The sequence below is a fragment of the uncultured Flavobacterium sp. genome (assembly GCF_951805225.1).
In the GTDB taxonomy this organism is placed as follows: Bacteria; Bacteroidota; Bacteroidia; order Flavobacteriales; family Flavobacteriaceae; genus Flavobacterium.
The window spans coordinates 4225736-4239002 of the sequence record NZ_OX638201.1 but is presented as its reverse complement, the minus strand read 5'-3'; the positions used below and the strand labels follow the sequence as shown (position 1 = coordinate 4239002).

The window sequence follows — 13267 nt, the reverse complement described above, 5'->3', positions numbered from 1 at the left end:
CCGAAACTTCGGAATAATATTCTTAGCGGGATTTAAAATATCCCAGTAATTTGGTTACGTAATTTTCGTCAACTCTTGTGTTTACTACACCTGCGCCGGATTTACTAAAAATATCTTTGAAATAATTTACTCTTTCCTGATAGTGTTTTTCGTAATTCATTCGAACTGTTTTCGAACCTGTATTAACCAATTGAATTTTTCCGGTTTCGGCATCAAGCATTGGAACCATTCCTAAATTCGGAATTTTTTCTTCGCGGATATCATAAACGCGAACGCCTGTAATATCATGTTTTTTAGAAGCAATTTTTAAAGTCTGCTCATAATTCTCGGACATGAAATCAGAAATCACAAAGACAATTGCTTTCTTTTTCTGAGTTCCTGATAAAAATTTTAAAGCTGCTCCAACATCTGTTTTATGGCTTTTTGGTTCGAATTCGATTAATTCACGAATGATACGTAAAACGTGTGAACGACCTTTTTTTGGTGGAATATACAATTCTACATTGTCAGAAAATAATATTAAACCAATTTTGTCATTATTTTGTGTAGCCGAAAAAGCCATCGTTGCCGCAATTTCGGTGACGATGTCTTTTTTAAATTGACTTTTTGAACCAAAACCCTCTGAACCCGAAATATCTACCATTAAAACCATGGTTAATTCACGTTCTTCTTCAAAAACTTTTACGTGGGCTTCGTTATAGCGTGCAGTTACATTCCAATCGATGTTACGAATGTCGTCGCCATATTGGTATTGACGTACTTCACTAAAAGTCATCCCGCGCCCTTTAAATGAAGAGTGGTATTCTCCCGAAAAGATGTGATTGCTCAATCTTTTGGTTTTGATTTCTATTTTCCGTACTTTTTTTAAAAGCTCTTTTGTATCCATTTCTTGATTTGGTTTATGGTTGTTGGTTGTTAGTTTATGGTTTAAAATCCATCAACAAAAAACAATCAACCATCAACTTTTTTTAAGGTACTTCAATCTCGTTTACGATTTTGTTGATAATGTCTACAGAAGTAATATTTTCGGCTTCAGCCTCATATGTTATCCCAACTCTGTGACGTAGAACATCGTGTACAACTGCGCGAACATCTTCTGGAATTACATATCCACGACGTTTGATGAAAGCGTAACATTTTGCTGCATTAGCAAGATTGATACTTCCACGAGGTGATGCTCCAAAACTAATAAGAGGTTTTAAGTCTGCAAGTTTGTACTTCTCTGGATAACGAGTAGCAAAGATGATATCTAGAATATATTTTTCGATTTTTTCGTCCATGTAGACTTCACGAACAGCTTCTTGTGCACGTAAAATTTGTTCTACAGAAACAACAGGATTTACTTTTTCGTAAGATCCTTTTAAGTTTTGACGAATTACAAAACGCTCTTCGTCAATTTTTGGGTAATCAATTACAGTTTTAAGCATGAAACGGTCAACTTGCGCTTCCGGAAGTTGGTATGTTCCTTCTTGCTCAACAGGGTTTTGAGTTGCAAGTACTAAAAACGGACGATCCAATTTGAAAGTGGTATCGCCAATAGTAACTTGTTTTTCCTGCATGGCTTCCAAAAGTGCTGACTGAACCTTTGCCGGAGCACGGTTAATCTCATCGGCAAGGACGAAATTAGCGAAGATTGGTCCTTTTTTAATTGAAAACTCGTTTGCTTTGATGTTATAAATCATCGTTCCAACAACATCGGCAGGCAATAAGTCAGGAGTAAACTGAATACGGCTGAACGAACCCTGAACGGCTTGTGACAAAGTATTTATCGCTAAAGTTTTTGCTAATCCGGGAACACCTTCAAGCAAAATGTGACCTTGACCAAGAAGTCCAATTAACAAACGCTCGACCATATGTTTCTGGCCCACAATAACTTTGTTCATCTCCATTGTAAGAAGGTCTATAAAAGCACTTTCTCTTTCAATTTTCTCATTTATCGCTCTAATGTCTAAAGTCGTTGTATTTTCTTCCATATAAATATTTTTAAAACCTTTTTAAAACGTTGATTTTTATGCCTTACTTTTGAGAGTGCAAATTGAATATTTTTTGAGAAGTAAGATGTTAAAGAATGGTTAAAACTTCGACCAAAGACCTAATTTTAAGGACGAATTGGGAATCTATTTTTATATTTTTAAGAACTTTGATGATTATGCTTCAGAAAAGCATATTTATTACCAAAAATAACGCAGAAAAACCATGAGTAAAACAACATTATCGCCTATAATTTCGGGCACTATGAATTGGGGAGTTTGGGATAAAAACCTTACGCTTAAAGAAATGGAAAATATGATACAGATTAGTATCGAAAACAAAATTACAACTTTTGATCACGCCGACATTTACGGTGATTATACTACTGAAGCTGATTTTGGAAAAGCATTTCAAGCCAGCAAGATTGCACGCGAAAAATTACAATTAATTACCAAATGCGGAATTCAGTTGGTTACTGAAAACCGTCCTGAAAACAAAATTAAGCATTACGATTATTCTAAAGATTATATCATTTGGTCTGTTGAAGAATCTTTAAAAAAGCTAAAAACAGATTATGTTGATGTTTTTTTATTGCACAGACCAAGTCCATTAATGCAGGCTGATGAAATTGCTGAAGCAGTTGAAAAATTAAAATCGGAAGGAAAAATTATTGATTTTGGACTTTCAAATTTTACAAGTTCTCAAACTGAATTGATTCGTCAGAAAACTGAAGTTAGCTATAATCAGGTACAATTTTCGGCAACACATTATGAAGCAATGGTTGACGGAAGTTTAGATTATATGCAAACACACGGAATTCGTCCGTTGTCATGGAATCCGCTTGGAACAGTTTTTAGAGAAGACACAAAAAAAACACGTCGTTTGAAAAAACTATTTGCAGAATTGGTTCAGAAATATGGTTTTGGATCTGATACGCTTTTATTAGCCTGGATTTTAAAACATCCTGCAGGAGTAATTCCAATTGCGGGAACGGTAAATGTTGCCAGAATTCAATCCTTGATGAAAGCTGTTGAATTAGAAATGGACAAAGAAGACTGGTTTGCAATCTGGACAGAAAGTATGGGCGACGATGTAGCTTAATTTTTAGTATTCAGTTTACAGTTTTGAGTATTCAGCTAAATGCAATTAAAAAATATTAGCCACAGATTTTACAGATTAAACGGATTTATGAAGATTCTAAATCATTAAAATCTTTCTAATCTGTGGCTTAAAAAAAAAATAAAAAACAAGAATGAAAAAAACAGTTTTAATTACTGGAGCCACAAGCGGAATTGGAAAAGCAACCGCACAAATCATGGCTAAAAATAACTATAAAGTTGTCCTTTGCGGAAGACGTATTGATCGTTTAGAAGAATTAGAAAAAGAACTTTCGGCTTTTACAGAAGTACATTCTTTGTCTTTTGATGTTCGTGATAAAAATGCAACTTTTGATAGTATTAATAATTTGCCGGAAGAGTTTTCGACAATTGACGTTCTAATTAATAATGCCGGAAATGCACATGGTTTAGATCCAATTCAAACCGGAAATGTTGATGATTGGGATGCGATGATTGACATAAATGTAAAAGGACTTTTGTATGTTTCTAAAGCGATAATTCCGCAAATGGTTGAAAGAAAATCTGGACATATTATCAATATTGGTTCAATTGCTGCAAAAGAGGTTTATCCAAATGGAAATGTATATTGTGCTTCAAAACATGCTGTTGATGCAATCAGCAACGGAATGCGAATGGATTTAAATCCGTTTGGAATTAGAGTTGGAGCAATTCATCCCGGAATGGTAGAAACGGAATTTAGCGAAGTGCGCTTTAAAGGTGATGCTGAACGAGCTTCTTCTGTATATAAAGGTTGGGATGCATTACAGGCTGAAGATATTGCAGATATAATTCATTTTGTTGTTTCAAGAAAATATCACGTAAATATTTCTGATTTAATTGTCTTGCCAACGGCTCAGGCTTCGGCAACAATCGTTAAGAAGAATATTTAAAATTTAGATTGTTAGACTTCTTAGAAAGTTAAAACTTTAGATTAATTTAGAAATCTGAAATTCAACAATCTAAGAAGTCTGAAAATCTATTAATCTAAGAAGTCTGAATAAATGATCAATAAGCGCCTTTTAATAAAAAATCTCCTCGCTCATAATGACGAGAGCAGTTTTTATGATAAAAAAAGGCAGCTTAATTTGCATTCCCGTGAGGGAAAAGGAAAGTTCCTGAAACACATTTGCGCATTATCAAATTCAAATCCAACAAATAATTCTTATATCGTAGTTGGAGTAGAAGATCACGACAATGAAATTGTAGGCGATGATTTTTTCGACGATAGCCGAATTCAGAATCTGGTCAATGCTTTTCTGGAAAATCCACCTAAAATTCAATATGAAAATGTACCATTCCCGAATCTTCCAAAAGATAAAGTGATTGGATTGGTAACGATTAAACCCAAAAGTAAAATCTCTTATTTCAAAAAAGGAATTCATACGATTGTTGCGAATAGTGTTTTTATTCGGCGAGGAAGTAATTCAGTTCCGGTTGAAGGCGAAGTCGAAAAGAATTATCAGAATACAGAAACCGTTATTGGAATCGAAAATAGTTCCCGAAATAGTATTCAATATACATTAGACGGCGTCATCGATTTTATGAATTTCAGGCACAAAGATATGTCGCCTAAATATCATGTTTTTAAGGAATTGTTTGTGATTTGTTGGGCGGGAGTTCCTAAAAAATCCAGAGATAAAACCTTTTTATCCCGTGTAGATATTGAGTTAATCAACGAACAAATTAAACTTTTTTATTCGGCTCAGGATGTTGTTACGATTGTTTTTGATGACGATAGTTTTACGATAACCGAATATGTTCCGTTGGGTTTAAATGACAAAACAAGTTATTATCCTTTAGAAAAACAAACGATTCATTTTTTCGATAACGGATATTATAAAATTGATCGTGAAATGCTTTTTCAGCCACCAGAGTTCAACCGAAAAATGTTGTATCATATTTATAATGCAAATACGGCCTTGCTTCAAAAACTCCAAAAAGGCATCGTTTTATCAGATCGCGAATTAAAAGATCTGGAGAATCTTCCGTCGACTTTTATGATTTGTTATTTAAATGGTTTTGATGATGCAAAACAAAAACTGATTGATGCAAAATTGCTCCTGAAACCTTTTGGGAATATTTATTTATCTTTTAAAGAAGCGTTGAGGATTTTAAGAAAAATGAAGTACGATTTTCAAGAAGGTTTAAAATAGAGGAACAAAGGTTCAGAGATGTAAAGCGACAAAGGTTTTATTTAGAAATGAACAATATTGTGTCTAAAACATATTGATGTTTGGAGATTTTGTTAAGCGTAATTTTCAATAAATATGTTTTCAATTTTCTTTAAGTTGTCATTTTCCTCAAATTGCAAATGACTCATTTCTTTATTGTAGAATTTCTCTATAAAAAGTTTAATTATATACATAACTTCTGTTCTGTTATCACTATTTGTCAAAAGTTCTTTAACTAAATAATTACTTAATTTTAGTTTTTGATTTTTATATTGGCTTGACATTAAATCAGAATCAGAGTCTTTATGTAAGGCAAGCATTTTGTCAACTTTATCTATTTCTTCTATTAGATCTAAAATATGATATAACTTGTTGTCTTTCATTTGATGTAAATTAAAATTTTATTTCCAAAAAGCCTTTCGATAACCTATTTCCTCTAATTCTTCTTGTTTTTGTAAACCGATCCAACCAATATGCTTTGTCACTCACATATCTAAAATTATTATTATGATTTTGTGGATAAACTTCAATAATATAGGCGTCAACACCGTAAATAATCTCTGAATTAGGATATTTAAAATCATCTAATTTTGAGCCCAATTTTGAAACTATATTATAATCTAAAAACGTTACTAAATCAATATCTCCCGGATTATTCTTTTGCGTAACATAAGATCCGTTAATCCATTGATGTAGTCCGTCTAAATTACATACTTTTTTGAAATCCTCATTATATTTAACATACGCTTGAAAAATTTCTTTCCTTTTATCGGAAGGAATTTTTATTACAAACTCATTTTCTAATTCTTGAATTGTTGAAGTAATTTTATTATCAGGTACTAATAATCCTGAATGATTAAAGGTTAACATATAGAAAAAATTAAAGAGCAATAAATGTAAGAAAATATTTATTGTTTTTAATTTTTGTTTTCAGAGTTTTTGACGTAAGCGAACTATTGATATTTCAAATACTTATTGACTTTATCATATGGAAATAAAAGTTCTTTTGAACCATCTGCATACGAAGCGGCTTCATAAGAGTTGTAATATAAAAGTAAACCTTCGTCTGTATAAAAAATATTCTGAGGCAATTGAAACTTGTCGTTTTCAAACATTAATCCCGTTGCATTGATATTGGCTTTTGCCGGAATATGATATTTTGCTCTGAATTCCTTTTCGGCGAAAGCCTTAAATCCTTTTTCATCTGTAAATAACTGATCGCTAAAAATGGTTTTTCCGGTTTTAGTGTTAAACAACAAAGATCTTAATCCTTGATAACCATGTGCGCCACCGGTGAAAGTATAATGATCGATTTTGATATTTAAGATTTGTTCAGATTTAAAAACAACATCTCCTTTTATTTTTCCTTCCCAGCCAAAAGTTTCGCTTGGAAATTTCTTGTGCATTTCTTCAAAAGAAGCTATAAAAGAAGTTGCTAATGTTTTGTAATCATTCACTTTTGCATGATCTTCTCCAAAATAAACAATCTCTTTTATTACAGCAAAAACTTTTTTATTGATGCTGTCTGCTACTATCGGAATATTTTTTGCGATAGGAACATCTATGGTAATTTTTGGACAATCTTTTTTGCAAGGAATAGTCGATTCTTTTTCAAATGTTTCATTTTCAAAGGAAAGCTCTTTGCTACAACTTGTCAGGATTACAAGCAAAAAGGCTAAAAAAGTGTAATGTCTCATATCAAAAAGTGTTAATTATATACAAAGGTAAGAAGTTGTTTCAGGATTAAAATAAATTAAACGGTAAATTTGTACCACAATTAAGCATTTAAAATTTGTAACTATATGAAATTCAATACTAAAGTAATACATGGTGGTCAACATCATGATCCAAGTACAGGAGCAGTTATGCCTCCGGTGTATCAAACTTCAACATTTGTTCAGACAAGTCCAGGGAAACCGTTGGCTGATTATGAATATAGCCGAGCTTCAAATCCAACTCGTACAGCTTTAGAAAATGCTTTGGCTAGTATCGAAAATGGTACTCGCGGATTGGCATTTTCATCTGGTTTGGCAGCGACAGATTGTGTTTTAAGATCATTTAAAGCCGGAGATGAAATCATTGCTATGGATGATTTATATGGAGGAACTTACAGAATGTTTTCTCGAATTTATAAAGATTCAGGAATTAAGTTCCATTTTGTTGATATGACTGATATCGAAAAATTGAAATCATTAATCAACGAAAACACAAAATTGGTTTGGGTAGAAACACCAACAAATCCATTAATGAAATTGGCAGACATTCAGGAAGTGGCAAAAATTACAAAAGCAAATAATATTTTGTTTGCTGTAGACAATACTTTTGCAACTCCATATTTGCAAAAACCTCTTGATCTTGGAGCTGATATTGTTATGCACTCTGCTACAAAATATCTTGGCGGACATTCTGATGTTATTGCAGGAGCTTTAATTGTAAAAGATGAAGCTTTAGGAGAACAATTACACTTTCAGCAATTTGCAACTGGAGGAACACTTGGACCAATGGATAGTTTCTTGGTTTTGAGAGGAATTAAAACACTTTCGTTAAGAGTACAAAGACATTGCGAAAACGGAGAAAAAGTGGTTGAATATCTAAGCAATCATCCAAAAATAAATACAGTTTATTATCCGGGTTTAAAAAGTCATCCGTTTCATGAAATTGCTAAAAAGCAAATGAAAGCTTTTGGCGGAATGGTTTCTTTTACTTTTAAATCAGGTAAAAAAGAAGATTCGATTGCGTTTTTAGAGAAACTAAAAGTTTTTACTTTGGCAGAATCTCTTGGAGGAGTTGAATCATTGGCAAATCATCCAGCTTTAATGACGCATGCTTCTATTCCGGCTGATAAAAGAGCAGAAGTTGGTATCACAGACGATCTTGTTCGATTGAGTGTTGGTATTGAAGATGCCGAAGATTTAATCGCAGATTTAGAGCAAGCTTTAGCATAAAAAAATAAATTCTAAAATGCAAAAATCCCAAATTCTAATCGTAATGATTGTGGAATTTGGGATTTTTTTATGTTGTGATTCTTTAGAATTCTAAGTAGTAAATGTATCCTACGTTAAACCAAATTTGTGAATCGTTTGCTTTGTTTTCTTTGTAAAGATTCTTATTAGGATTTAAACCATCAACCCAATCAGAACTAAATCCCTGATAACGGACTTCGAACATCAGATCACTCATTTGTGCTAGTTTATAATGAACTCCAACACCTGCTGTTATTGATAATACAACGCCGTCTTCGGTAGAAAATCCATGTGGGCGACCATCAGATGGGGTTAAGTATTTTCCGGGAGTAATTCCTGAATCACCTAATAGTCCTAAAGTTGAGCCAGTTTGTGTAGAGTAATAGCTGGCTAAAAAACCTAAACTTGCATATGGACTAAAACAACCAATAGAATTTTCGAAATAATGTATTTTAATTGGTGAAAATTCCAGTTGTGCACCAAGGTTTAAAACACTTGACTTTCCATCCATACCTTTAAGGAACTTTACAGCGGGAGTTACAGGAGTTTTGTCTACCCATTTTCCAAAATGTTGAAAATTAGTTTGGTTGAATGATAATTCAGATCTAACTTTAAAATGTTCTGTAAAAAAACTTTCTCTGTTATTATTGGCTGAGAAATTTATAAAGTGGACAATTCCTACACCAAATCCAGTATTACCGACATTTGTATCAAAATTATTTCTTTGGCCGTAATCAGATTGAAAAACTACGGGACCGAATACTATTCCTACTTCTTGTGCTAAACTGGACTGAGCAGTCGCAAATGTTGTTATGCCAAAAATGGCAAATAATGTGGTAATTACAGGTTTGAGCATAGTTTTGGGCTTTCTAATCAGGGCAAATATATAAAAAACAAGTTCGATTCAAAACATTAAATTTGCCTATTAGAAAATAAGTAATAAAATACTTAATTTACTAACTTTAACTATGTTAAATTGATGTAAACTTAGAAGTGTAAATGTTATTTCAATCAATGTTTGAAAAATAAACAAATCTACTGCCCTGATGCAAAAAAATAACAATTTACTGTATCTTTGTGTGTTATTACGAAAACGTTTTCTATAAACGTTATCTTAATACATTATTGAGCAAAAAAATAAAATAATTTATTTCAAAATGGAACAAAAAATAAATGAGTTTATGGCTCTTGTAGAGTCAAAGAATCCAAACGAGCCTGAGTTTCTTCAAGCCGTTAGAGAGTTTGCAGAAACGGTAATTCCATTTATTGCAGAAAGAAAAAAATACGATGGTAAAAATTTACTTCTTAGAATTGCTGAACCAGAACGTTCTATAATATTCAGAGTTCCATGGGTGGACGATAAAGGAGAGATAATTGTAAACAGAGGTTTTAGAATTCAGATGAATTCTGCAATTGGACCGTACAAAGGTGGAATCAGATTTCATCATTCTGTAAATTTATCAGTTTTAAAATTTTTAGCTTTCGAACAAGTTTTTAAGAATAGTCTTACTACACTTCCAATGGGTGGTGGAAAAGGAGGTTCTGATTTTGATCCGGAAGGAAAATCTGACGGAGAAATAATGCGTTTCTGTCAATCATTTATGACTGAATTATGTCGTCATATTGGTCCTGACTTAGACGTTCCTGCAGGAGATATTGGTGTTGGTGCAAGAGAAATTGGTTATTTATTTGGTCAATACAAAAGAATCAGAAACGAATTTACTGGTGTTTTAACTGGTAAAGGTCTTGCTTACGGTGGTTCTTTAATACGTCCTGAAGCTACAGGATATGGAGTTGTTTATTTTACAGATCAAATGTTGCGTACTATCGGACATGAAATTAAAGGTAAAAGAGTAGCAATTTCTGGTTTTGGAAATGTGGCTTGGGGAGTTGCTTTAAAGATAAATGAACTTGGAGGAAAAGTAGTTACTATTTCTGGTCCTGATGGTTATATTCTTGATGAAGAAGGTATCTCTGGAGAGAAAATCGAGCATATGGTCGAAATGAGAGCAACCGGAGACAACAGAGCTGAAGTTTATACTCACAAATATCCAAATGCTACTTTCCATAAAGGAAAAAGTCCATGGGAAGTAAAAGTTGATATCGCCATTCCATGTGCAACTCAAAATGAGTTAAATGGTGACGATGCCAAGAAACTTATTGATAATGGAGTTTTATGTGTGACTGAAGCTGCAAATATGCCATCTACTTTAGATGCTATTAAATTATTCCTTGATAATAAAGTATTATTTGCTCCTGGAAAAGCTGCAAATGCTGGAGGAGTTGCTGCATCTGGATTAGAAATGACACAAAACTCTATTCGTCTAAACTGGACGAGTGAAGAAGTTGATTTAAGATTAAAAGATATCATGGTTGGAATTCACAACCAATGTAAAAAATATGGTGCTGGAGAAGACGGTTATGTAAACTACGTAAAAGGAGCTAACATTGCCGGATTTGTTAAAGTTGCCGATGCTATGCTTGCACAAGGTGTAGTATAATTTTAATTGAAGATTTTAAAAGCCTTCATTTTTCGTAAAGAAAGATGAAGGCTTTTTTATTTTTGTGTTAAATCCGTAGATGCAGTTTATTGATTATTAAGAAAAGAATAATTCTTGAATTCGTGGCGAATCTTTATAGAAAGAAAATGATTTTTATTTTAAAGTAGAACAAAAATCAAATACTTTCGTTTGTAGTATATTTGTCTATCTGAATATGTCAAATAATGAAGAAAGGATTTCTGTATATTTTATTTTTATTACTGTTTCAATTTAATTTCGCTCAGAATAAATTGTCCTGGGAAGGCTATTTTTCGTTTAACGAAATAAAAGATATTTCAGAATCTTCAACAACAGTTTTTGCTGCGTCAGAGAACGCTTTGTTCTCTAAAAACTCGGCTACAAATGTGGTTAAAACTACAACTACGGTCGATGGACTTTCCGGTCAGACTATTTCGGCGGTTTATCATAGCGATGCATTCAAAAAAACTATTGTTGGTTATGAAAACGGTTTAATGATTGTAATCAACGAAACTGACGGAAGTATGCTAAAAGTTGTCGATATCATTAACAAACAATTATCGCCAAGCATAAAAAGAATTAATCATTTTATGGAACATAATGGTTTGCTTTATGTTTCGTGTGATTTTGGAATAGTACAATTCAATTTGACAACTTCGCAATTTGGAGACACTTATTTTATTGGAGACAATGGCGCAGAAACCAGCGTAAAACAAACCACTTTTTTCAATGGATTTATTTACGCCGCAACCGCAACCGGAATTAAAAAAGCAGATAGTACAAACGCAAATTTGATTGATTTCAACCAATGGCTTCTTGTAAATTCTGGTGATTGGTCAAGCGTAGAAGCTTTTGATACAGAACTTATCGCAATAAATTCAGCGGGATATATTCATCGGTTCAACTCAAATACATTTGTTGGATTTCTGCAGCTTTCACAGCCTACTGTAGATATGAGAGCAAAAAATCACAATTTGTTTATTACAATACCAAATTCGGTTTACGTTTATAACAATCAAATGGTTCTGAATCGTCAAATTTCAAATACGCAGGTTTTGGATAATAGTCTGAATTTTACTTGTGCTACTGCTGTTGGCGATATGATTTTCATCGGAACAAAAGAAAAAGGTTTGTTCTCTTCGACGCTTTCAGGAGTTTCGGCTTTTGTAGATAATACGCCTACGGGACCAGTTCGAAATAATATCTTTTCTTTCGATGTTTCTCCAAATGTATTATGGGCTGTTTATGGAGATTATAACATTTCTTATGATCCATATCCATTAGATACTTATGGAATTAGTAGATATAATTCTTCTGGTTGGTTGAATATTCCTTATTCAGAAGTTTATGATGCAAAATCGATAACCCGTATTTTGATTAATCCAAAGAATGAAAAACAAGTTTATGCAAGTTCTTTCTTTTCGGGATTAGTAAAGATTGAAGATGATGTGCCTACTTTTTTATATAATGAAAAAAACAGCGGTCTTGAAAGTCTTACTTATGCCGGACCAGATTATAAAGATGTTCGTATTAACGGAAATGCTTTTGATAAATCCGGAAATCTTTGGATAACCAATAGCCGAATTAAAAACGGTTTAAAGGTTTTTAAAGCCAATGGTCAATGGCAAAGTTATGATACAAGTACAATTTTGGCTAAGCCGGAAGATGTCAGTTATTCAAATATTGCTATTGATAAGAATAATACAAAATGGATTTCTACCAATAGAGATGGTGTGATTGCTTTTAATGAAAGTACAAATACATTCAAAAAAATGACTTTGGGAGCTGATTCAGGAAATTTGCCTTCAGCAGATGTCAGATCTGTAGCGGTTGATACTAAAAATCAGCTTTGGATAGGAACTACAAATGGTTTGAGAGTTTTGTCTAATGTTGGAAGTTTTCAATCAGAAAATCAATTAAAAGCGAATCCTATTATTATAATGGAAGATAATCTGGCTCAGGAACTATTATATGAGCAATTTATCACTTCTATTGCGGTAGATGGATCAAATAATAAATGGATTGGAACAGCCGATTCCGGAGTTTTTATGGTTTCGTCAAATGGTCAGGAAACAAAATATCATTTTACTATAAATAATTCGCCATTGCCAAGTAATGCTGTAAATGATATTAAAATTAATAGTGTATCAGGCGAAGTTTTTATTGCAACAAACAAAGGAATGATCGCTTTTAAAGGAGTTGCAACACAGGCAAATGAAGATTTGAACAATGTCTATATTTATCCAAATCCAGTTCGCCCAACTTATTCAGGAACTGTAAAAGTGGCCGGATTAATTGATAAAGCCAATGTGAAAATTACAGATATCGAAGGTAATCTCGTTTATGAAATCACTTCGACAGGCGGAACAATAGAATGGGACACAACCGCTTTTGGAAGATATAAAGTAGCTTCAGGAGTTTATATGGTTTTTATTTCTGCACAAGACGGAAGTGAAACTAAGGTTAAAAAAGTCATGATAATTAGATAATGTGGCAATTGAGATAATTAGATAATTGTTTAAAAT

The 13267-nt window shown here is 32.8% G+C and carries 12 protein-coding genes; 6 read left to right on the top strand and 6 right to left on the bottom strand.

Going from position 1 to position 13267, the window contains the following annotated elements:
- Positions 1-22: 22 nt before the first annotated feature.
- Together WN975_RS17775 and WN975_RS17770 are read right to left on the bottom strand one after the other, a co-directional pair.
- Positions 23-886 carry a DUF58 domain-containing protein gene (locus WN975_RS17775; RefSeq protein ID WP_099709836.1) on the bottom strand — a complete coding sequence of 288 codons (864 nt, stop codon included), beginning with the start codon at positions 884-886 and terminating at the stop codon, positions 23-25.
- Positions 887-968: 82 nt separating this feature from the next.
- Positions 969-1973, bottom strand: coding sequence for a MoxR family ATPase (locus tag WN975_RS17770; RefSeq protein ID WP_007807095.1), 1005 nt, complete (start codon positions 1971-1973; stop codon positions 969-971).
- Between the two features lie 223 nt (positions 1974-2196).
- On the opposite strand from WN975_RS17770, the gene WN975_RS17765 reads away from it, so the two are divergent.
- The 3 genes from WN975_RS17765 (at position 2197) to WN975_RS17755 (ending at position 5242) form a co-directional block, all read left to right on the top strand.
- Positions 2197-3072, top strand: a complete 876-nt coding sequence (locus tag WN975_RS17765; protein ID WP_337967659.1) for an aldo/keto reductase — start codon at positions 2197-2199, stop codon at positions 3070-3072.
- A 151-nt stretch (positions 3073-3223) separates the two neighbouring features.
- Positions 3224-3979 (top strand): SDR family NAD(P)-dependent oxidoreductase, encoded by a 756-nt coding sequence (locus WN975_RS17760; protein WP_337967658.1) that lies wholly within the window; start codon positions 3224-3226, stop codon positions 3977-3979.
- 111 nt (positions 3980-4090) lie between these two features.
- On the top strand, positions 4091-5242 hold the full coding sequence (locus tag WN975_RS17755) for an ATP-binding protein (protein WP_337967657.1): 1152 nt from the start codon (positions 4091-4093) through the stop codon (positions 5240-5242).
- 92 nt (positions 5243-5334) lie between these two features.
- On the opposite strand, the gene WN975_RS17750 is transcribed toward WN975_RS17755, so the two are convergent.
- The 3 genes from WN975_RS17750 to WN975_RS17740 form a co-directional block, all read right to left on the bottom strand.
- A complete protein-coding gene (locus WN975_RS17750) occupies positions 5335-5643 on the bottom strand; it encodes a hypothetical protein (protein ID WP_337967656.1) in 309 nt (102 codons plus the stop codon).
- A gap of 10 nt (positions 5644-5653) precedes the next feature.
- A complete protein-coding gene (locus WN975_RS17745; protein WP_337967655.1) occupies positions 5654-6130 on the bottom strand; it encodes a hypothetical protein in 477 nt (158 codons plus the stop codon).
- 83 nt (positions 6131-6213) lie between these two features.
- The gene (locus WN975_RS17740; protein ID WP_337967654.1) at positions 6214-6957 is read right to left on the bottom strand and encodes a DUF4163 domain-containing protein; all 744 of its coding nucleotides are present in this window, start codon (positions 6955-6957) and stop codon (positions 6214-6216) included.
- Positions 6958-7062: 105 nt separating this feature from the next.
- On the opposite strand from WN975_RS17740, the gene WN975_RS17735 reads away from it, so the two are divergent.
- The gene (locus tag WN975_RS17735; protein ID WP_337967653.1) at positions 7063-8205 is read left to right on the top strand and encodes a cystathionine gamma-synthase; all 1143 of its coding nucleotides are present in this window, start codon (positions 7063-7065) and stop codon (positions 8203-8205) included.
- 82 nt (positions 8206-8287) lie between these two features.
- Here the strand turns inward: WN975_RS17735 and WN975_RS17730 are convergent, their stop codons facing one another.
- On the bottom strand, positions 8288-9079 hold the full coding sequence (locus WN975_RS17730) for a glutamate dehydrogenase (RefSeq protein WP_337967652.1): 792 nt from the start codon (positions 9077-9079) through the stop codon (positions 8288-8290).
- Between the two features lie 301 nt (positions 9080-9380).
- Here WN975_RS17730 and gdhA point away from each other — a divergent pair, with 301 nt between their 5' ends.
- Positions 9381-10724, top strand: coding sequence for an NADP-specific glutamate dehydrogenase (gene gdhA, locus WN975_RS17725; protein WP_337967651.1), 1344 nt, complete (start codon positions 9381-9383; stop codon positions 10722-10724).
- Positions 10725-10948: 224 nt separating this feature from the next.
- Positions 10949-13231 carry a T9SS type A sorting domain-containing protein gene (locus WN975_RS17720; RefSeq protein ID WP_337967650.1) on the top strand — a complete coding sequence of 761 codons (2283 nt, stop codon included), beginning with the start codon at positions 10949-10951 and terminating at the stop codon, positions 13229-13231.
- Positions 13232-13267 lie beyond the last annotated feature (36 nt).

Excerpts from the sequence above, each read along its gene's own strand:
- WN975_RS17770 (WP_007807095.1), bottom strand. The coding sequence starts at position 1,973 with ATGGAAGAAAATACAACGACTTTAGACATTAGAGCGATAAATGAGAAA.
- WN975_RS17740 (WP_337967654.1), bottom strand. The coding sequence starts at position 6,957 with ATGAGACATTACACTTTTTTAGCCTTTTTGCTTGTAATCCTGACAAGT.
- WN975_RS17720 (WP_337967650.1), top strand. The coding sequence starts at position 10,949 with ATGAAGAAAGGATTTCTGTATATTTTATTTTTATTACTGTTTCAATTT.
- WN975_RS17760 (WP_337967658.1), top strand. The coding sequence starts at position 3,224 with ATGAAAAAAACAGTTTTAATTACTGGAGCCACAAGCGGAATTGGAAAA.
- WN975_RS17730 (WP_337967652.1), bottom strand. The coding sequence starts at position 9,079 with ATGCTCAAACCTGTAATTACCACATTATTTGCCATTTTTGGCATAACA.
- WN975_RS17775 (WP_099709836.1), bottom strand. The coding sequence starts at position 886 with ATGGATACAAAAGAGCTTTTAAAAAAAGTACGGAAAATAGAAATCAAA.
- WN975_RS17745 (WP_337967655.1), bottom strand. The coding sequence starts at position 6,130 with ATGTTAACCTTTAATCATTCAGGATTATTAGTACCTGATAATAAAATT.
- WN975_RS17755 (WP_337967657.1), top strand. The coding sequence starts at position 4,091 with ATGATCAATAAGCGCCTTTTAATAAAAAATCTCCTCGCTCATAATGAC.
- WN975_RS17765 (WP_337967659.1), top strand. The coding sequence starts at position 2,197 with ATGAGTAAAACAACATTATCGCCTATAATTTCGGGCACTATGAATTGG.
- WN975_RS17750 (WP_337967656.1), bottom strand. The coding sequence starts at position 5,643 with ATGAAAGACAACAAGTTATATCATATTTTAGATCTAATAGAAGAAATA.
- WN975_RS17735 (WP_337967653.1), top strand. The coding sequence starts at position 7,063 with ATGAAATTCAATACTAAAGTAATACATGGTGGTCAACATCATGATCCA.
- gdhA (WP_337967651.1), top strand. The coding sequence starts at position 9,381 with ATGGAACAAAAAATAAATGAGTTTATGGCTCTTGTAGAGTCAAAGAAT.